At 35.0% G+C, this 21,610-nt stretch carries 13 protein-coding genes and 1 tRNA gene; 1 reads left to right on the top strand and 13 read right to left on the bottom strand.

What is annotated here, in order from left to right; all coding sequences use genetic code 11:
• Nucleotides 1-598: 598 nt before the first annotated feature.
• Genes PSF86_RS01555 through PSF86_RS01515 form a run of 9 tightly spaced genes read right to left on the bottom strand, consistent with a single transcriptional unit; the run spans nucleotide 599 to nucleotide 14,140 of the window.
• Nucleotides 599-2,350, bottom strand: a complete 1,752-nt coding sequence (locus tag PSF86_RS01555) for a family 43 glycosylhydrolase (RefSeq protein WP_277898296.1) — start codon at nucleotides 2,348-2,350, stop codon at nucleotides 599-601.
• 43 nt (nucleotides 2,351-2,393) lie between these two features.
• A complete protein-coding gene (locus tag PSF86_RS01550) occupies nucleotides 2,394-3,404 on the bottom strand; it encodes a family 43 glycosylhydrolase (protein WP_277898295.1) in 1,011 nt (336 codons plus the stop codon).
• A gap of 47 nt (nucleotides 3,405-3,451) precedes the next feature.
• Nucleotides 3,452-4,717 carry a glycoside hydrolase family 99 protein gene (locus PSF86_RS01545; RefSeq protein WP_277898294.1) on the bottom strand — a complete coding sequence of 422 codons (1,266 nt, stop codon included), beginning with the start codon at nucleotides 4,715-4,717 and terminating at the stop codon, nucleotides 3,452-3,454.
• 10 nt (nucleotides 4,718-4,727) lie between these two features.
• On the bottom strand, nucleotides 4,728-6,005 hold the full coding sequence (locus PSF86_RS01540; protein ID WP_277898293.1) for a glycoside hydrolase family 99 protein: 1,278 nt from the start codon (nucleotides 6,003-6,005) through the stop codon (nucleotides 4,728-4,730).
• Nucleotides 6,006-6,028: 23 nt separating this feature from the next.
• The gene (locus PSF86_RS01535; RefSeq protein ID WP_277898292.1) at nucleotides 6,029-6,898 is read right to left on the bottom strand and encodes an ROK family protein; all 870 of its coding nucleotides are present in this window, start codon (nucleotides 6,896-6,898) and stop codon (nucleotides 6,029-6,031) included.
• A gap of 19 nt (nucleotides 6,899-6,917) precedes the next feature.
• Nucleotides 6,918-8,357 carry a GDSL-type esterase/lipase family protein gene (locus tag PSF86_RS01530; RefSeq protein WP_277898291.1) on the bottom strand — a complete coding sequence of 480 codons (1,440 nt, stop codon included), beginning with the start codon at nucleotides 8,355-8,357 and terminating at the stop codon, nucleotides 6,918-6,920.
• A gap of 14 nt (nucleotides 8,358-8,371) precedes the next feature.
• The gene (locus tag PSF86_RS01525) at nucleotides 8,372-9,094 is read right to left on the bottom strand and encodes a DUF3823 domain-containing protein (RefSeq protein WP_277898290.1); all 723 of its coding nucleotides are present in this window, start codon (nucleotides 9,092-9,094) and stop codon (nucleotides 8,372-8,374) included.
• A gap of 20 nt (nucleotides 9,095-9,114) precedes the next feature.
• On the bottom strand, nucleotides 9,115-10,944 hold the full coding sequence (locus PSF86_RS01520; protein WP_277898289.1) for a RagB/SusD family nutrient uptake outer membrane protein: 1,830 nt from the start codon (nucleotides 10,942-10,944) through the stop codon (nucleotides 9,115-9,117).
• A 10-nt stretch (nucleotides 10,945-10,954) separates the two neighbouring features.
• On the bottom strand, nucleotides 10,955-14,140 hold the full coding sequence (locus tag PSF86_RS01515; RefSeq protein WP_277898288.1) for a SusC/RagA family TonB-linked outer membrane protein: 3,186 nt from the start codon (nucleotides 14,138-14,140) through the stop codon (nucleotides 10,955-10,957).
• Nucleotides 14,141-14,790: 650 nt separating this feature from the next.
• Between PSF86_RS01515 and PSF86_RS01510 the strand changes: the two genes are divergently transcribed.
• Nucleotides 14,791-17,301, top strand: coding sequence for a hypothetical protein (locus tag PSF86_RS01510; RefSeq protein WP_277898287.1), 2,511 nt, complete (start codon nucleotides 14,791-14,793; stop codon nucleotides 17,299-17,301).
• 285 nt (nucleotides 17,302-17,586) lie between these two features.
• Here the strand turns inward: PSF86_RS01510 and PSF86_RS01505 are convergent.
• From PSF86_RS01505 to ftsA, 4 genes are all read right to left on the bottom strand, one after another.
• Nucleotides 17,587-17,663, bottom strand: a tRNA-Arg gene (locus PSF86_RS01505).
• A gap of 35 nt (nucleotides 17,664-17,698) precedes the next feature.
• A complete protein-coding gene (locus PSF86_RS01500) occupies nucleotides 17,699-18,148 on the bottom strand; it encodes a GatB/YqeY domain-containing protein (protein WP_277898286.1) in 450 nt (149 codons plus the stop codon).
• 103 nt (nucleotides 18,149-18,251) lie between these two features.
• Nucleotides 18,252-20,183, bottom strand: a complete 1,932-nt coding sequence (ftsZ, locus tag PSF86_RS01495) for a cell division protein FtsZ (RefSeq protein ID WP_277898285.1) — start codon at nucleotides 20,181-20,183, stop codon at nucleotides 18,252-18,254.
• Nucleotides 20,184-20,261: 78 nt separating this feature from the next.
• Nucleotides 20,262-21,608 (bottom strand): cell division protein FtsA, encoded by a 1,347-nt coding sequence (ftsA, locus tag PSF86_RS01490; protein ID WP_277898284.1) that lies wholly within the window; start codon nucleotides 21,606-21,608, stop codon nucleotides 20,262-20,264.
• Nucleotides 21,609-21,610: the final 2 nt, after the last annotated feature.

The raw sequence follows: 21,610 nt of genomic DNA, 5'->3' as shown, positions 1-21,610 counted from the left end.
TTTAAAATTTTCATAAATTATATAGGTTTGATTGAATATTCTTCATGCATATTTATATACCAAAAATTTCCCAACTGAATTACCCACAACAATAGGTTAGCTTGGAATTTCTTAAAACAAAGAAAAGAGGGGGTGCTTAATAATGATATAATTAACACTAAAAAAAAACTTAATTTTTGATTAATATTTATATATATGTCAAATAATGTGGGGCAATATCTCATATTATTCAATTTTTTAATTAAAATAGGCGAACATCTATATTTGGAGGGAAAACGACAAAAAATTCATCATTCATTATATATACGTACATTTACAATCAAGGAACCTCAAGGCTATCATCTATAAAGCTAAATAATATCAACAAAAAAAAGGGATAGGAAACACTACCTTCCTATCCCTGCTAACTAGCTCAGTGGGTATTTATGAAAACACTGAATTTTAAAATCCTTTACATATATTATAATATATATAGCCCCTGATTAACTATAACCATAAGTAAATACACGAGATATATTATTATCATATTCTTTATCACACATATTGCCACTTAAACTAATCCCTTATTATTTACATAGGGTATATGTTTTCAGTTTAATCACTTAATTAAAACCATTTTGCTTGCTTCAGAAAAACCATTTTCATTAAATGCATAAATTTGAAAAACATATGGCTGATTTGCATTCAAACTATTCAGATAAAATGAATTCTTTTTATATAACAGATAACTATGGTATAGCTTATTGGGACTGTTTCCATAATAAATAATATATCCAATAGCTTTTTTATTATTTTTCCATTTCAAACGAGTTCGCCTTCTGTCCCATTGCCTATCTACTATAAATTGTTCGACCGGTTTTGGTTCTTTTCCCAATCCTTTTCCAAATACACGAAATCCGGATAATGCAAAATTCCCAGAAGGTACTTTAATATTATTTATGCGTATGTAACGCAACCTTTCTTTTTCTTTTAACTGAATATATTGATGAGGGTTATCTATCGTAGAAGAAGATTTGTCTGCAATAATTTTCCAGTTCTTTCTATCTAATGAACCTTCTAGTGTATATTGATAGCATAATCCTTTTTGTCTTCCATAAATAACCGAGTTGTTTTCATAAAAGTTTAATTGCACCGCATAAACATCTTGATTATTTTGCAGATCAATTTCTGCCCATTCATTAGGATTACCACTTTTTGCAGACCAAAAAGTTCTCAAGTTTTCATCTGCAAGGTTAGTTTTAACAAAAGATTCCTTTTCACTCGAAACTTGTACGGGCTTATCATAAGATAATAACATCCAAAAGGGTAAAACATAATCTTTCCCCATTACTTTACCCTTGGGAATCTGCATGGGATAATCTCCAAAACCAGTTTGAGCAAATAAGACCCCTTCTTGATCGAAAAAAGCTGGAAATAACGACAACCGCCTCTCAAACATATGCTTGTTAGAAACCGTTACTGTAGCTATATGCCAAAAATTCCCGTACTTATCTTTAAAAGTACTTCCGTGACCGGCACCATTGGCATATCCTGAAGGTTTATAAGAAAATGGATTGTTTTCTGCCTGTACAAAAGGCCCTAATGGATTTTCTGAATAATAGACCCCATCGGAGTAACTTTTATATTGTGTACCTGGACTAGCATATTGCAAATAATAAATGTCATGATGCTTATTCATCCAGGCTCCTTCGAGCCATGGAGCTTTATCGTCCGTTTCATTAGTATCACCGCTTACCTCCCAGCCGTTAGTATTAGGATTGGTATATATTAAAGGCTTCGGTTCTCCTATTAAATTAAATTTATTTTGATGGTAGTCTAATTGCACTCCATATAATGGATCTACATCAGAACATCCCCAATATAGATACAATTTATCATCATCATCCATAAAGAAGGCAGGGTCAATTACTCCGAAAGGTAAAGTAGCTATCATCTTCCATGTTCCCTTGTCAATATCTTTAGCCTGATAGATTTTATCAGACGATGCCATCATATAAATCGAATCGTTTATAACCACTGCTGTAGGAGCATAGTCTTCCGTCGGGAAATTTTTAACTTCGACAAACTTCCATTTCAAAAGGTCCGAAGACCTCCAGTATCCTCCAGATTTAGATGCAAATAAATAATATTGCCCTTTGAATTGAATTACTGACGGATCCGCTGCTTCTCTTCTACTCGGTGAATCCAAGCTAAAACGATAGCTTATATCAACCGGATTACAATAGGTTCCTATAACTATGTCGGTAATATTATGCTCTTGAGCATAACCATCATGAGTTATACATATAATTAGAATATTAATTGCTATTATAATACCTTTATATATATTTTTTTTATCCCTTTTGATCATAAAAACGAACTATATAACTGATTGTATAGTAAGAATGTTTTTCTTATTCCTTCCACGGTAAGGGTTTCATATCTGGGTCTAATGTCTGCTTAACTACTTTAATAGTGCCGTCAGTATTAAAAAAAAGTTCATCTACACAAACAGATCTTAACCAATCATGGCCACCGGAAAGTTTACTATTATGATAAAAAGAATACCATTTCCCTTTATATTCCACAATTGAACCATGATTTGTATAGCTATCGGTAGGCTCCATATATATTCCCCGATAAGTCCAAGGTCCTAGCGGATTTTTACTGGTGGCATATCGCATGCGGTTGTGCTTTTCCCCATCATCATGATTATCTGAATAGGATAAATAATAAATATCTCCTTTTTTATGTACCCAAGTTGCCTCATGAAAATCTTCAAGGCCTTCCATCGGTTGCATCTTTCCTTGTATCTCTGTCATGTTTTCCGCAAGTTTTCCTCCTTGACACTTTCCGCCTCCTCCATAATAAAAATAAGCTTGTCCATCGTCATCAATAAATACACATGGATCTATCATAGGATCCAAACCTTCAATATAGCCTTGTACTTTAAAATTCTTATCTGGGTACTTACTAGTTGCAACCCCTATTTTCCATGTATCGTTCCATTCTTTTCCGCTTGGGTGAGGAAAGTAGAAATAATAGGTTCCATCTTTATAGGCACAATCAGGCGCCCACATAAAACCACCCTCTTCGCGTCCCCAAGGCACATCGTTAGAAGAAAGTATCTCTCCATGATCTTTCCAGTGTATCATATCATCTGTTGAATATACATGGTACCTATCCATAAGGTCACATCCTTTTGGAGGTGCTATATCATGGGAAGGATATACGTACAACCTACCATCATTCCACACATGTGCCGAAGGGTCTGCAGTAAAAATATTTCTGAATATTGGATTTTGAACTTTTTCATTAATAACGGCTGTCTCGATTGCCACTTTTTCCTTCTTTTGCGACTGCTCACATCCATTAAAAAACAATGAGACAAGAATCACATAAATTAAAGATTGGATTTTTTTCATTTTTCTATTTTTATAAAAATTAAATATATTTAAATTCGCTCATATCACTATTTTATTGGCAAAACATCTGGAATAGGAACTTGATTCTTAAGCATTGACGATGCCTTTCCTACCAATTTTAAATAAAAATCACTTGGCAAATTCTCGGCAACAGGTATAAACTTACTTGTTCCAATAGGTACTTCACGGGATATTTTGAAAATCGCAGTACCTTCATCTATTTCATCAAACATGGCTACATATAACATTGAAGCTCCCTGACTGGAAGCACCACTAATCTGTTTCCATAAAAAGTTACCACCATTTCTTGGTATAGTACTACTTTTGTGTCCTTCGGACAACATATTATTCCAACTAAACCCTGGAAATACAACCGGCATATATCTTAATCCATGGGATTCACACCATTTTTGATCCTTCCCAATAAGATCCTTAAAGCTGTCATATGTTTCTTCACGAAAACGACCGACAAACCATGGGTGAATTACATCAGCAGATTTAATAACATCCAAAAAATCTTGATCTTTAATACAGTCCCTGCCCTGTTCTCTCCAGTAGGTAGGCACTCCCAGTAACACAGTACAATTCCCCCCTTCATCTGACTTAAAAAACGAAATCAGCATCTTTATATCTTCAAGAGTATACTCTCGTCCATCATTAAAACCTACTCCCCAAATTGCTACCAGAGGACGTTCCTTATAAAACAAATAATTTGGATAGGTATCCCTTTTATTATATTTAAATGTTTTCAACAACCTTTTCCAATCTTTAATAACAATATTCATTTCTTTAGAACTGCTTCCGGATAAATCATACATAACCGCTATGGCCCTCTCGTACTTCGTAGCTGCTTGAGTAGCATTCTTCAATACAGTCGTAAAATGCTTGGCTCCTGAAGGATTCCGGATTTCAGAAATAAATCTTTGCATAAATACACCATCTATGCCATAGGTTTGCATCCACTGAAAATGTAAATCTACGGTACCGGCATCATACGAACTAAATACTTTGGCCTCTGACCCGTCCTGAAATTTAAAATTAGTACTATATGTTTCCTTATATTCCCTCACATCTGGCCAAAGATCAATCGTACAATATCCCGGTTCAAATTTCCCCAATCTTTCATAGTGATGCCATCCTCTATTAGCCCCATCATTGGGGGTATTAAACCAGCCTTGATATCCTGCCATTACCAAACCTTGCGATAATTCATACTTTTTATAATAATTTCTTCTTGAATTATGTTCTTGAGACAAAGCTAGTAATGGTAATATACAGACATATAGAGTCCACTTAATATTAAAATATTTCATAACTATAAGGTTAATGACTATCTAAATCCCTTTCGGGCATGGAATGTGTAAGCTTTTTATCACCTTTGAGCATTTTGGCTGCCTGACCGGTAAGCCATAGATAATGATCGGAGGGCACACCGTCCATATTTATAAATTCTGCATATTCACTAACAGGAGGATTATCAGATCCTTTAAAAATAGCAGTCCCTTCATTTACTTCATCAAACATGGCAACATACAACATCTGCACCCCTGAATTCAAGGCTGTCCCTATTTGTTGCCAATAAAAACGCCCTCCTTGCCTAGGTATAGACCCTGAGGGTTTTATATCGTCCGGAAATTCAAAACGGCTCAGGTTATGCCAACTAAAGCCGGGATAGATAGACGGGACATAATCAATGCCATTCGCATTACACCATTTTAAGTCTTCTATGATCAAATCCCTGTAACGATCCATATCATTATGAAGTAGAGGTGTAAATCGTTGCACCATCCATGGCAAAACTATATCGACCTGTTTTATTACTTCATGCAAATAAGGATCACTAATACAATCTGCCTGGAGAGTTCTCCAAAAGGTGGGTACACCTAACATAATACTACAACCCCCATATTCGGGATCGTTTTTTAAAAAATCAATGAACCTCTTTATCCCTATATCCCTAATATTGTATGGGCGATCCGGGAATCCTACCCCCCATATCGCTACCAAGGGTTTCCCTTTATGGTGTAAATAGGTCTGAGTCCCGTTTTGATTGGTAACCTTTAAAGAATCTACCAAAAATTTCCAATCCTCAATTAATATGGAACAATCTTCTCCTTTGGCTGCAAGCCCTGATAAGTCATACATTATGGCTATCGCTCTGTCTTCATTTGAAGCTGCTGAAAAAGCATCCTGCAATATTTTAGTTGCAATCTTGCTACGATGTTTCGCCGGATTAAAAAAACGTTGCATAAAGACCCCATCTATACCATAATCTTTCATCCATTTAAAATGAAGGTCGATAGTACTCTTATCATCTGAACTGAAAAAATAGGCCGTACTACCATTTTTCAATTTCAACCCAGTTGGATATGTTTTTTTATATTCATTCATATCAGGCCACATATCTATTCTAATATTTTTTTCGTCGTTATACATTTTTCCTTCTCTTTGATGAAACCATCCTTGATATCCGGCCATTACCAATCCATTATAAGACGGATAATCTGTTTTTGTTGAATGCTTGTTTTGAGCATTGATATTTTGCGGGATAAGCCACCCTGCAAAAATTATTATAGATATATAAATAACTTTTAATTTCATTTGATTTATCATTATGGTTAGTTTTAAGTAATAATCCAATTATACACAGCTCCCATTAAAGTTGCTTTCTCTCCTAAACGGGCCAGTCTAATCGGAACATTTATATGTTGTTTTTTCAAAATAATATCAACTTCATTTAGAAAGTAATTTCCAGCTTTGCTCATGTTCCCGCCAATCACAATTAATTCTGGTTCTTTAAGGTCAACGAATTGATATAAAAATGAAGCTAAATTATTTGAGAAATGAGCAAACATCTTTGTAGTATATGGATGTTGCTGATACCTTTCCAAAATATCTTTTAAATCGAAAACTTTTTCGCCTGTAGCCTCGTAAAATTTTTTCACAAACCAACGCGTGGACAAATAATCTTCAGCAATCCCATTTTTAAAAGGAAACCTCCATAAATCTGCATCAAATGCTTGACCATACTGAGTATATGCAGAACCTAATCCCGTCCCGAGGGTAATACCAATAACAGAGTCTAAGCCCTCCTTTCCCATAGATAAAATCTCTCCCTGTAAAAAACTAGCTGCATCATTTACAAACTCAATTTGATCGGACCTCATATTTAATTCATTGGCTATAAGTATTTTGACATTTTTTTTATAGAGGTCATCAAATTTATCCTGTCCATTTATATAGCTTATGCCCTCTTTATAGTCAAAGGGTCCGGGCATAGCTATTCCTATTAATGTATTTTGTTTATTTTTTATTATTTTTTGAATACTTTCCCCCCATTTTTTTATTATCTCATTTGAGTTCATATGAGCATCAACATATTCTCGTTGAATAGATCCCGTTTCAATACATCTTGATTGTTTATCGATTCTGGCAACTGTTATATGCGAGCCTCCGATATCAACCCCTATATAATCTATGTCATCATTTTTCATACGTTAAAATATAGTTTAGTCATTTTATTGATTTATAGTATTGATTTGAAATAAATTGTACAATCGGATAAGGATTTTCGAGGCTATGTGGATGATGATCATAGCCTGGCTTATGTATAATAGTGAGATTTCCGTTAAACCTTTTCCTCATTGCTTCCCATATAAAAGTATTTTCTTCAGGGGGTAAAGCTTTATCAGAATCAGCACATAAAATTAAAATCGGATAATCTCCTGAAACAATTTTATCTATTTGATTTATAGGGCTAGCCATAAAAGATTTTAATTTTGATTCCTTACCATTCATCTTAAAATCCACCAAAAATGCATTATATACTTCCTCATCCCGAGTTGCACTGCCTAATCCTATAGGCCAACTTTTCATGTCCAGTACTGGATTGTCCAAATAAATGCCTTGAATTTTATCAGGGTTTTGAGAAGCCCAGTTCAACACATAAATAGCCCCACGGCTCATTCCTTCAAAAAATCCTTTTTTACTTAGGCCTAACTGCTTTAAGTAAGCATAAAATGAATTCCAATGATTGATGCATGCTTTATTGCCTAATAATTCAGCTGTATCGATATAGACTATATAGAAGCCCATTTCCAATAATGCAATGTCAACTTGAGGTTCATGTCGAAAAAATCTTGCCCTCCATATCCAGGGATGCCCTCTTGCTGGGATTTTTGGCTCAACAATTGTAGCTTGCCTTCCATTAAATAGAAAGTTTTGGTTTTTATAACCATAAAATGAGCTTTGTATAAGTTCATATTCACTTAAATCAATCTTAAATTGTTGATCCCTAGGTTGTATAATTACTTGGCATAATTTTCCTGCCATAAGTCCCAACCCGGTTCGATTCGGATGTATCATGTCTAAGTACAAATCGGCACGTTCAATCAATAATGGATGCATATCAATCACTTCCACATCCATATCCATAGCCGCTTGTTGTAAGGAAGGTATAATCTGTTTATTTATTACTGGATCCCAAATTCCTGATTTGTCTTTTACGAAAGATGTCACAGGCAATAAGACGATAATTCTGGGCGTACTTTTTAATTTCTTGAAGTTTTTTATCAATGAAACTGCATCTTGATATAATTCGCCCAAATACTTTCTATTAATTTGTTTACTGTCATTGCCCCCTAGGTCGATTACAACAATATCCGGGTTGCTAATTAAAGCTTCCCGGTATTGTAGTGTTTCCCAATAAGGATTATCACCATTCTTTAACATAGTTGTTCCATTAACCCCATAGTTAAAGACTTTATATTTTGGCCCTAATAAATATTGTAGTTGACTAGGGAATGATTTTTTATCCCGATTCTCTATAAATGCCCCATATGTAATACTGGCTCCAATACAAACAATTTTTGTTGTTGCCTTTACAGTTAAAACATTCAAAAGAATAAATAACGGAAATAAATAGATAATGCTCTTCTTTGTTTGCGATTTCATTTTTCTAATTGATTTTACTCACTAGGAACATCAACTTCAACAATCTGGGAATAATTATACTTTTTAAAACTATCATCTACCCTAGCCCCAACTCTGGCATAAAATTTTCTCCCTGCCTTTAAATCAGAAACCCTTAACTCATAAGTCGTAGATGCCATTTCACTATCCCATGCAGCATTTATATCTATTTTATTTGGATCACTGTACTGGCTAATTGTTGCTCCATTACCGACATAATTAGTAATATTTACAAATGGCTTTATATCTAAAACATTAGGTAACCCCTCTGATATTGGAGCTTTCAAATTAAAATTTAAAACCAGTGTATTTCCTTCTAAACTATACTCAAGATTTTCTATCTTTAAATAGGGTAAAACTTCAAAATCATGAGAAGTGCTACCGTTTATATCAAGTTCAATACCTTGATTCAATGGCCAAAAAGGACCATTAATGGGCATTACCAAATAGTGCCCGCTAAAGAGCTGACTATCTTCAAAGGTTCCATCTTCTTTTATCGGTATATGTTGGGGGGAAGGTGTTTCACTCCAACTGAGTTCCTCTAATTGGATTTGAATTCCGCCCGTTTCTGTAACAAAAATTTCACCTGTAGTTTCATCTATTATACGTCCTTCAAAGCTAGAATCAGGCCCATTGTAGTTATCAACTTCACTACAAGCAAAAAGACATAAGCTGATTACTAACAATATCCATGATTTGATTTTTATATTTCTTTTCATAAGGTTTGAATTTAAATCAATTAATAATTAGGGTTATTTGGATATAGATTAGGATTTTTTCCTAACTCACCACCAGGAATCGGTTCATAATAAAACTTCTTTTCAAAGGTGTAAGTACGCTGAAATGTCTCAAAGTCCTTTAGGAAAATGTATTTATCCTCATCGAGTATGTAATAGGGTAATAAACCATGAAACTTAGTATTATCTAAAACTCTGTCAGCAATTGCCCAACGTTTCAAATCCCACCAATAATGCTTTTCAAATGCCAGTTCTTTATTACGTTCATTTCTGATTTCATCTATGGTAAGTTCTCCGGAACTCACAATACCAGCCCCGGCCCTATCTTTTATATCATTAATAGCATTCAGGGCTTCATCAACCTCTCCTAATTCATAAGCCGCTTCGGCCCGATTTAACAAAACTTCAGCGTACCGTATAATAATCCAACTTTGTGTGCTCTGATATAACCCGCAACTTGACTGTTCTTTATTGTAATCAATATACTTTCTGACATAAAACCCAGTCCTTGTCTTATCGTCTCCATTGGTACTTATTCCCGTAAAACCAATCACTTGTTTTCCCTCGAACAATACATCTGTACTACCTGCTAAATGTCTATATTGTTCATTGGGTGGATTCAATCCGATTTCATCTTCAGCAGTTCCTGAAAATTGCTCGTATATACCCCTTTGGATATCAAACTCTATATCTCTTAGCATTGACCCTGGAAAATAAACAGAAGCCAATAAACGAGGTTCTATGCCTTCTGTTATATCACTTAAGTTATCAAATCTTTTAGGAGTTCCATCATCATTTACCACATCAAGTTCTCCAAACCTTTCAACAGTTTCCAATGTTGGGTATGATCTGGAAAGCCCATCGGCCGTCATAAATCTACATGTCATAGTAGCATCCCAGCTATGTGCTGACCCACTTGTTAAAGAATAGTCTTTAACCCAAATACTCTCAGGGCTCTCTGGATCCAGAAACAAATCAACATAGTTCTGTTCCTTATCATCCATCCGTTTTTTATATAATGAATACTGCCCATCTAAAATTCTAGATGCTTCAAGGGATTGTCTGAAAAGATCTTCCGCCTTTGCCGAGGGGATGCCTACTAATCCTAAATCCCTAGCTTCACCTGAAACATGATTTTGTGAGCCATATTTAGCAATTGTTCCTGCATATAACATCGCCCTTGACTTTAATGCCGCAGCTACGTATTTGTTGGCTCTTCCCTTATCACTAGACTCAGGCATTAAATCAATCGCCATATCCAAGTCATCGGCTATGAAATTCCAAACATCTATCTCCTTATCCCTTGGAACCTGTAAGTCCTCTATACTTTGCTCTGGGTAATTCTGAACATCTTTTATAATAGGGATTCCACCATATCTTTTTACTAGCGAAAAATATAAAAAAGCTCTACAAAAGTATGCTTCCCCTAGCCACTCCCCAATTTGTTTTTCTGTAAAGTTTTGGGCATTTTCGGGTAGATTATGAATCAAATAATTTACAGTTCTTATATCAGAGTATGGCCAATAACCAAAACCTCCCGCGCCATCATATGTACTACCATATGGCCCCACAAGTTCTCCCGTTAGTGCTCCAGGATGATAAAAACATTGCCATCGACCACCATCGTTTCTCATAAAACCCGCATCTTGTCTATAAATAAAATCTTCAACCGGAAGGGTGTTGTAAATTCCAGCAAAATATGCCTCGACACCATTTTCGTTATTAAATATATCTTTATCTTGAATTATATTTAAAGGATCTACATCTAAATCATTACAGGATACAGTCAATACCCCTATAACTACTACTATATATTTATATAATATCTTCATTTTTTTTAATTTAAAAACTAACATTGAATCCAAGGTTAAAAGTTCTGTTAAGTGGATATTTATACCCGCCCTGCGAATAGTTCCAATCAGCTCCATCAGCTACCATTCCAGGTCTCTCAGGGTCACTGTTTTTTAATCCGGTAAATGTTGCCAGATTATAACTGTTGAGATATACGCGAAGCTTATTTATTCCCATTGGGGAGAGCACCTCTGAAGGTATTGTATATCCTATTTCCAAACTTTTAATTCTAAAGTATGTCGCATCCTGAACGGCCTTGGTTCCTTCCGCTATTGGCGATCCCATAGCAGGGTATCTACCGGGTACCCATTCCGTTGATGGGTCAAAGACATCGGCCTCAGGATTTATAGTATGCCAACGATCCATGAACTGTGATAATGCGCTCCTACCATACATTAAAGGCTCTGCTAATTGTTCTGCATATTGCACATAAAAGTCAGTTGCCCCTTGCATTAAAATATTCACATCAAAACCTTTCCAACTGGCATTGAGTGTCATTCCAAAATTAACCAAGGGCAAATCCCTAACTGCAATTGGATGTTCATCTTTATAATCGATTACCCCATCATTATTCAAATCTTCATAATAATAATCTCCCGGAATAATATTTTGATTTCCACCACCTGTATTTACTAAATGATTATAAATTTCATCATAAGATTCAAATTGGCCAGCATATTCTTTACCCCACCAAATATTCGTATATCGATTCTGCATACTGTTTCTCCAGTTTTCATAAGAATTCCCTGCAGGTGTCTGTTGAACATTGATCAACTTGGTCCTGGTTGTAGATATGTTAGCACTGATATTATATTTAAATTCATTAATATTATTCCTATGAGTTAATTGGAATTCAAAACCACTTGTTCTATCACTATTGAGATTTTCTTGTGGTAAATTAGTTCCTACAGTTCCGGGAAGTGTTGTAGTCCTAGTCGCCAAAAGCCCATCTCGATTCCTGACAAAATATTCTGTAGTTCCACCCAATAAGCCGTTCCATAAATCAAAATCAATACCCAAATTCATTGTCTTGGCCGTATACCAAGTAAGGTTTGGGTTAACAACTCCTCTTGACTGAAGACCATTAATGTAATCACCCCCAAAAATATAACCAGTTGCAGGATAATTATACCCTGAAATGTATTGGAAACCAGTGGCGCTATCATCTCCAAGCTTACCATATGATCCACGAAATTTAAGATTATTCAAAACTTCAGGAGAAATGAGTTTCTTCATAAATGGTTCTTCACTAATACGCCACCCCAATGACGCTGCGGGGAAGAACCCCCATTGTGAACCCTTTTTGAATTTTGAAGATCCATCATATCTAAAACTAAATTCAACAAGGTATTTACCCCTGTAGTCATAATTTACTTTCCCTACTAATCCTTTATTTACTGTTTCCCATAATCCCCCTGAATTCATTGAACCAATTTGATTGGTTGTATTTCCAGCAAACAGATAAGGTATGCCTAATGAAAATTCCCTTTGAGCATAAAAATTGTCGGCCTCGGCATTACTTTCTTCATACAATAAAAGTCCACTAAAATTATGGTTACCAAAACTCTGATTATATCTTAATGAAAGCTGAAACAACTTAGAAATATAGCTTCCGAAATAGCGATTAACGGTGGAGGGTGTATTTATTTCATTGCTTATATATTCATCATTTTCCCTATCATATGTGTAAAGCGTATATGAGGTATTAATCACTGTATTGTTATTTTCTGTAAATCCATAACTATACATACCTCTAGCCATCAATCCATTAATACCTGGAATATCATATTCTATGGCTGCCTGTCCTTGAAAGTTTTTATTAATATAGTTTTGATTTCCAACAAAGTCTGAATCACTAATTGCTAATGGGTTGCCATTTCCATTATTTTGTAACATCTGCACGTACATAGGATTATTATTAGCATATAATTGATCTGTTGGTAATTGATTCCAGGCATTCTTAAACATCTCCCAAATGCCCTTGTTTGGCTGATTCTTTTCATCGGTGAATCCAGATAAAAGTGCTTCAGCTCTTAAATTATCTGATATTTTAATATGTACATTCGATCTAAAATTCCAGCGGTTGTAGTTAACGTCATCGCTTTTAAACAATCCTTCCTGATCAAGGTATCCTAAGTTAAAATAATATTGTACCCGTTCACCACTACCATTTATATTTAGATTATGCTGATTTTGAAATGCAGCCTTTTTCATTGTTGCACCGATCCAATCCGTAGACAATAATGTTCCATTACTATATAAATCCATATCCGCCTCACCGAAGGCGGGATCTGTTTGAGTAAAAAAGTTATTAGCAAAACCTCTTTTCTGTTGTTCATTTTTAAGCATCATATATTCTAGTGCATTTACTCCATCTGGTAAATCCATGAATTGTTGCATGGCAGTATTCACAGAATAATTAATGTCAAATTTCCCAAACTTATCTGCCCCTCTTTTAGTGGTAACCAGAATAACACCGTTTGCTGCCCTAACACCATAAATTGCTGCTGAGGCATCCTTCAAAACAGAAATGCTTTCTATTTCATTGGGATCCATGCGTTCAAGCCCCCCTCTTGGAACTCCGTCAATCACTATTAAAGGATTTCCAAAACCTCTGATATCATATACATTGTCAAAAGATCCCGGTTCACTACTCTTTTGTAATATTCTTACTCCAGGAATTTTTCCAGTCATAGTGTTAACAACATTTTCATTTTTTGTTGTTGTTATTTCATCACTTGTTATACTGGAAATGGCACCAGTTACTGTAACCTTTTTCTGTTTTCCATACCCCACAACAACCACCTCATCTAGCCCCTCTACATCCAACTTCATAACAACATTAATTTCGTATTGGTCTTCAACAGGAATCGTTTCTGTTTTATAGCCAATATAATTGAATTCAAGTGTCGCATTTTCAGCTAAAGGAATATCTATGGCATAACCTCCATCAAAGTCTGATACTGTTCCCTTATTTGTATTTTTTAAAATAATAGATACTCCAGGTATTGGAATTCCCTCTTCATCAGTAATCGTTCCTATTATTTTTCTCTGGCTAGGACTATTCTGTCCCATTAAACATAAATTTGTTGTTATAAGTACAACAAACAACAAAAACGTTTTAGTAAGTTTTCCAAACTTACTACAATAATGATTTTTTGGTTGGTTTAATTTCATAAATCAAGTAGTTTAGTTTTCATTAAAATTGTAGTTTTACATTATTTTTGATGTTATTAGGTAAAACATCAAAAGTTGTTTTTCACAGGCTAATATTTTAGATTATTAACAGAATATATAAACTCGCATACTACAACGATGTAGTGTTGGTGCCAATTCAATATAAATTATGAATAATGACAAGACGACCACAATAAAAGTATATTGTTCAATTCAGATTTTTTGAATTTAAACACAGTACAAAAGTTTTATTTTGATTTAAGTTTTATTTGAATTGATATGACAATACACGTAATTTTTACTCAAGCAAATAAAGGAGAGCGTACTTAATTATATTATAATTAACGATAAAAAAAACATTAAAATTCGCTTAATTTTAATTAATTTAATTAAAAAACATACTTATTTTTACATTATCGACTAAATAAGTGCTAAAATTCAATTAAATGATTAAATTTATTACTTTGTATAAATTCCTATAGCCACTAATAATTTAGAATGCATTTAATAATTTAAAGAACTCTAATTTCAATGAAAGTTTAACAAATCAACCATATATAGTTTAAATGACTATAACTCGCTTAATATTTCATATTAGTTTTTATATTTTATAATCAAAAAATCAAGCAATAAACTCATCAATTAAAATTGTGAATATCCTCAAACTAACATTCTATTTTTTACTAATTAGTGACGTTTTTATAATTAATGCTCAAACTTATTTAAATGAAGGCCTTTATTTTGCCTCGCATGAAGTTATTCAAGATGAGCGTACATCATTAAATATAACACCTGATAATCCCCTTTTTTTAAAGAGAGGTTTTACACTTGAATTCGATGCCAATTTCAGAAAGGGTGATGGTTATTATGGAGATATTGTTAGAGTTATAGGTGATGATAAACTAAATATCGATTTGGTTTCTAACTTAAATACTAATGAAGCTAATTTTTGGCTAGTTGTTAAAGACACCATTCTATTTACAGTTAAATGGAATGAAATTCCCGATGGTTCATTTGACAAATGGATAAACATAAAATTAAAAATCAATCAAGAAGACTCCATAATCTCATTGTCTCTTAATGGTCATACTCTACACAAAAGATCTAAAACAATTCATGGTATCAAAAATTATAATATTGTTTTTGGAGCCAGTAACATTAAGCCTTTCATAACTACCGATGTTTGCCCAATGACATTGAAAAACATTAAAATTTTCAACCATAATTCCAAATTAATACGGCATTGGATTTTAGGCAAACATTCTAAAAACAATAGTGTTTACGATGAAATATCTAGCAAGAAAGCATTAGTATATAATCCTATTTGGAAAATTGATCGACATTTACACTGGAAGAAAAAAAGAGAATATACATTTGACAAACTCATAGGCATCGCAAAAGATAATATAAATAACCGTATTTTTTTTATTGACCCCAAAGCAGTCTATGCATATCATTTAAACAGTAACCATATTGACACCTTAAAATATACAGGACATCCATATTTCTGCCAATCCAACACTTTTATATACAATAAATACACAGACGAATTATGGTCTTATAACTTTGATAATGAAGATATAAACATTTTCAACATAAAAAATAAAAGTTGGAGTATTAATAATACAAATTGTTTGGAAACAGATTTTTGGCATCACAATAAGTTAATTTCCCCAAAGGACAGTTCCTTAATTACATTTGGTGGTTATGGTCACTATAGATATAAAAATATTATTAAAAATATACGAATAGATAAAAACTGGACTAATTACGAAATAAAAGATTCCATTTCCCCTCGCTACTTGAGCGGGGCAGGAATATTAGATAACGATCATTTCTTAATATTTGGTGGTTATGGCAGTAAAACAGGAAGGCAAGAAGTCAATAGTGAATATTATTATGATTTATACTCAATTAACTTCAATAACTTTAATATTTCTCAAAAGTGGAAATATACAAATACAAGTGATAATCCTTTCGTCCCCTTAGAATCTTTAATCATTGACCAAGAAACTCGAAATTTTTATACACTCGTATATAACAATAGTAACTTTAATACTCATTTAAATTTAGTGAGATACTCTATAGATCAACCACAACAAGTCCTTTATCAAGACTCAATTCCTTATAATTTTCTAGATGTAAGGTCATGGGGAACATTGATCCTAAATAATAAAAAAAACAAATTAACCGCAGTAACTGCCTCAGATAATACAATTAAACTGTACGATCTTGCGTATCCACCTTTACTCGAAAATGAAGTTTTTCAAGATAATCCTAACTATTTAATAAATTGGGAAAGATGGTTAGTTTTTGGCATGATTCTGATTTTAATATTATTCTTTATCAAACAAATAATAAGTAAGTTCAAACAAAAAGAAAATAAGATCAGTCATACAGCAAACTATCCAAAGAAGATTAATTATTTAAAAGGTAGCAAAAAAAGAGAGTCCGCAATATATCTTTTAGGGGGATTACAAGTATATGATAGAGAAGGAAAAGACATTACTGCACTGTTCACTCCAACGTTAAAATCATTATTCTTGTTAATAGTATTATATACAGTAAAAAATCAAAAAGGTATTTCCTCCATTAAATTGACTGAACTAATATGGTTTGATAAAAGTGAAAGTAGTGCAAGAAATAATCGGAATGTTAATATTAGCAAATTGAGAATACTGCTTGAAAAAATAGGAAACATCGAGATAACAAACGACAATACATATTGGAAAGTGAGTATGGATGAAAATATATATTGCGATTATATTAAAACTATACAAGTATTAGATTCACTATCAGAACACCCCCTTAAAGAAGGTACCATTGTAAAACTATTACAAACTGTATCAGCAGGTGAAATTTGTCCTAATATTCAAATCGAGTGGATGGACACTTTTAAAGTAGATTTCTCGAACCGAGTCATCAATGGATTAGAGTTTATAGCAAAGTCGAAAACTGACCCAAATTTACTCAATGCTATAGCAGATTGCATTTTAAAGTATGACCCGTTAAATGAAGAAGCCATCACACTTAAATGTAAATCACTTTATAAAATAGGAAAAAAAGGACTAGCAAAACAGTGCTATGATATTTTCAGGAAGGAATATGAAGCGTTGTTGGGAACTGAGTTCACTAAGTCTTTCTCTAATATTATAAAATAAAATAGCTATGCATTTGCCCTAAGGGCTTTAAACATTTATGGGTATTTTGAAGTGACCGGCTCTTCGTCAAATTTGGGAATTATCCAGTTTGAGAAGGAATTACTTTTTTATGCTTAATTGCCAATTATAATCTTTTTAAAATTTTTCCTGAAATACTAACGATAATATCTGGAAAAGTTTGAACCACTAAAATTAATGAAGCAATAGCTATAATACTATTGATTAACAGCAACTTACAAATAAACAAAAAAGAGGACAAATCGAAAAATATCAATTTGTCCTCGATGGTGACCCCGGCAGGATTCAAACCTGCAACCCTCAGAGCCGAAATCTGATGCGCTATTCAGTTGCGCCACGGGGCCATATTCCTGCTTATGCCGGAATTTTTATTTTACATTTAATTTAATTTAGCCTTAATAATTGTAGAAATGGTTTTTCCGTCTGCCCTTCCAGCCAGTTCTTTCGATGCCATTCCCATTACTTTCCCCATATCCTTCATCCCTTCTGCACCTATCTTGGAGATAATTCCAGAAACCACTTCTGTAATTTCCTCTTCACTCAATTGTTCGGGCAAAAATTTCTCTATAATAGTAGCTTGTGCCAGTTCGGGTTCTGCCAAATCTGCCCGCCCCTGCTCTTTGTATATAGCTGCACTATCTTTTCTTTGTTTTACAAGTTTTTGCAAAAGCTTTATCTCTTCTTCTTCGCTTAGACCATCTTTGGACGCTGCGTTTGTCTTTGCCAATAAAAGTTCAGACTTAACCGCCCTAAGGGCTTCCAGTGCCTTTGAATCCTTGGCCTTCATGGCAGTTTTCATTTCGGTCATCACTTTATCTTGTAAACTCATGGTCTTATTGTTTTATAAAACTTTTTTCGCAGTGCGAAGATAAAAAAATAACCCGAAAACTTCTTAAAAAGATTTCGGGTTTTATGGCTATTATCAATTTTCCCTAATCTACATTATCATGCAAAAAGGAGTTATTACTTCTTAGCTGAATTTCTTCATTGCTATCTGAGCCTACACTCGTTCTTGAAGATTGATTTTCTTCTTGTTGACTTTCAAGGTCTATCCCCATCCTTTTGTATGCGGGCTGCTTTTCTATTTCTTCTATTTTTGATGCATTGTTATGAAATTTATAGTTGAAATCTTTTAGCTTGCGCCTGCGTTCTTCGGCCCTGCTCCTTAAACTGTCTTCAATAGAACTGTTCATGGGGTCTATTTCGTCTGAAGATTGGTTTTGGGACGGCTTTTCTTCGACTACCTTTTTTTCAAAATCCAGTTCTTTTTCAACTTTTTCGGCCTTTTTATCTTTTGGCCTTGCATTGTTTAGCTGATCTTCCATTTCCATATAATCATCCAAGCTGTAACGCTTCGTACCATCATGCGAAACTTCGGTAACCGGCACTATTTCTACATGGTCGTTCACCTCATAATCACTTACATCTTCAGAAAGGTCGAATGTAATTACGTTTTCCTCCTCTTCGCGGTCTTCTTCCTGCAAGGGCATGTCAAAAGAAAGCATTGTCTGCTTTTTGGCCTCTGGTTTTAATATTTCTGGGTCCACAACATCTATGTCCTTAATTTTGGCAGTGGTATCTATTATAATAAAATCATCGTCGTTTTCCAATGTCACTTCATCATAAATAACATTGATGTTTTTTATAATTTCTGAAGTTGGAATCAATTCCATTTGTTGGTCTTCAACTATCTTTTCTTCTTCTGAATCGTCCACCAAAACATGCTTCACTACCTTTTTTTCTTCGGACTTTTCTTCATCAATAGCTGCTGTAAATTTCTTTTGTGAAGCCTTTGGGGTAAGATCGTGAACCGCTTTTTGTTCGTCTTCCAGTGTATGGATAATCTTTTTGGCCTCTGTATTTACAATCTCATGTTGTTGCTCAGGGTTAAATCCCGTTGCAATTACGGTTACGGCTATAGCATCGCCCAAACCTTCGTCTTCACCAACACCCATGATAATATTGGCATTGTGGCCGGCTTCGTTTTGAATATGATCGTTGATTTCTCCAATTTCGTCTAGGGTAATTTCTTCGGCACCAGAAACTATAAGTAGCAGTACGTTTTGTGCGCCGGTAATTTTGTTGTCGTTCAATAATGGAGAGTCCAATGCTTTCATAATGGCTTCGGGCGCTCGGTTTGCACCGGTTGCCGTTGCAGACCCCATAATGGCGGTTCCGCTGTTAGACAGCACCGTCTTGGCATCTCTTAAGTCAATGTTTTGCGTGTAGTGGTGCGTAATAACTTCTGCAATCCCCCTTGCAGCCGTTGCCAATACTTCGTCTGCTTTGGAAAAGCCTGCTTTAAAACCAAGGTTTCCATATACTTCGCGAAGTTTGTTGTTATTAATCATAATAAGCGAATCGACATGGGAACGCAATTTTTCCACGCCGCGTTGTGCCTGTTCGTTACGCATTTTCCCTTCAAATTGAAAAGGAATGGTTACAATTCCAACCGTTAGGATATCCATATCCTTGGCCAGCTTGGCTATTACCGGTGCCGCTCCGGTGCCTGTTCCGCCACCCATACCGGCAGTGATAAAAACCATTTTGGTGTTGGTGTCCAGCATGGACTGCAATTCTTCCAAGCTTTCTATGGCCGCTTTTTCGCCTACCTCGGGATTTGCCCCCGCACCGAGGCCTTCTGTTAAAGATACCCCCAGTTGTACTTTATTTGGCACTCCAGTGTTTTGCAATGCTTGCGAATCTGTATTACAAACTACAAAATCCACGCCGTTTATGCCTTGTTGAAACATGTAATTAATTGCATTGCTACCACCGCCGCCAACGCCAATAACCTTAATTACATTGCTTTGATTTTTTGGTAAGTCGAATGAGATGTTCCCTAAATCTGTGTTGCTACTCATAATAATTTTTTTTACCCTATTTTTTCCTATTACTACTTACTAATATTTTTTTAAACGCTTGCTTCTAGTGTTGGTTGACTATTCTGCATTGTCTAAAAAATCTTTTAATTTCTCTGACCATTTTTCAAGAAAGGATTTTCTTTCTCTTTTTGGCTCAGTTGATTGGGGCTCTGTTTGATTATAATCGTTTGGTTGTTCTTCTTGTTTGGTTTCTTGTGCTTCTTTTTTCGACTGGTTTTCAGGCTGTCTTGGCACATTCTTTTTTTGTTGCTGAATGGCATTCATTACCAAACCGACTGCCGTGGCATATACCGGACTGGCTATTTCTGTATCCGAATCGCCTGCCAAGTGCTCATTTGGATAGCCAATTCTGGTATCCATGCCCGTTATGTATTCCACCAATTGCTTTAGGTGCTTTAACTGGCTTCCACCGCCCGTTAATACAATTCCGGCAATCAGTTTTTTCTTTTGATCTTCATGACCGTAATTTTTAATTTCCATGTATACCTGCTCGATAATCTCCACAACGCGTGCATGAATAATTTTAGAGAGGTTTTTTAATGTAATTTCCTTTGGTTCCCTTCCCCTTAAACCGGGTATGGAGACTATTTCGTTGTCTTTGTTTTCGCCGGGCCATGCCGAGCCAAACTTAATTTTTAACAATTCGGCCTGTTTCTCGATAATGGAACAGCCTTCTTTTATATCTTCGGTAACTACATTCCCACCAAAAGGGATTACCGCGGTATGACGGATAATTCCGTCTTTAAAAATGGCAAGGTCGGTGGTGCCGCCCCCGATATCGATTAACGCAACGCCAGCTTCTTTTTCTTCTTGGCTCAACACAGCATTGGCCGCCGCCAAGGGTTCGAGAGTAATACCGGCCAAATCGAGACCGGAGCTTTTTACGCACCTACCAATATTTCTAATGGATGATACCTGCCCCACGACCACGTGGAAATTGGCCTCCAAACGACCGCCATACATCCCGATGGGTTCTTTTATTTCGGCTTGGCCGTCTACTTTGTATTCTTGTGGCAATACATGGATGATTTCTTCCCCGGGAAGCATTACCAGTTTATATACTTGATTGCAAAGTTTGTCCAGATCGTCTTCGCTGATTACTTCTTCCGAATCGGGTCTGGTTATATAATCGCTGTGTTGCAAACTTCTTATGTGCTGTCCGGCTATCCCTACCACGCAATCGTTTATTTTAAGACCCGATGCGCTCTCGGATTCCTGTACTGCTTGTTGAATTGATTGAATGGTTTGGGTAATATTGTTTACCACGCCCCTGTGCACTCCCAAACTTTTGGACTTACCAATACCTAATATTTCAATCTTTCCATAATCGTTCTCACGACCGATCATGGCCACTATTTTTGTGGTCCCTATGTCTAACCCTACTGCGTATTTAGTATTTTCCATAA

It is taken from the genome of Galbibacter pacificus (genome assembly GCF_029603165.1).
GTDB lineage: Bacteria > Bacteroidota > Bacteroidia > Flavobacteriales > Flavobacteriaceae > Galbibacter > Galbibacter pacificus.
The sequence above is the reverse complement of the archived record's forward strand: the minus strand, read 5'-3'. Positions and strand labels throughout refer to the sequence as shown.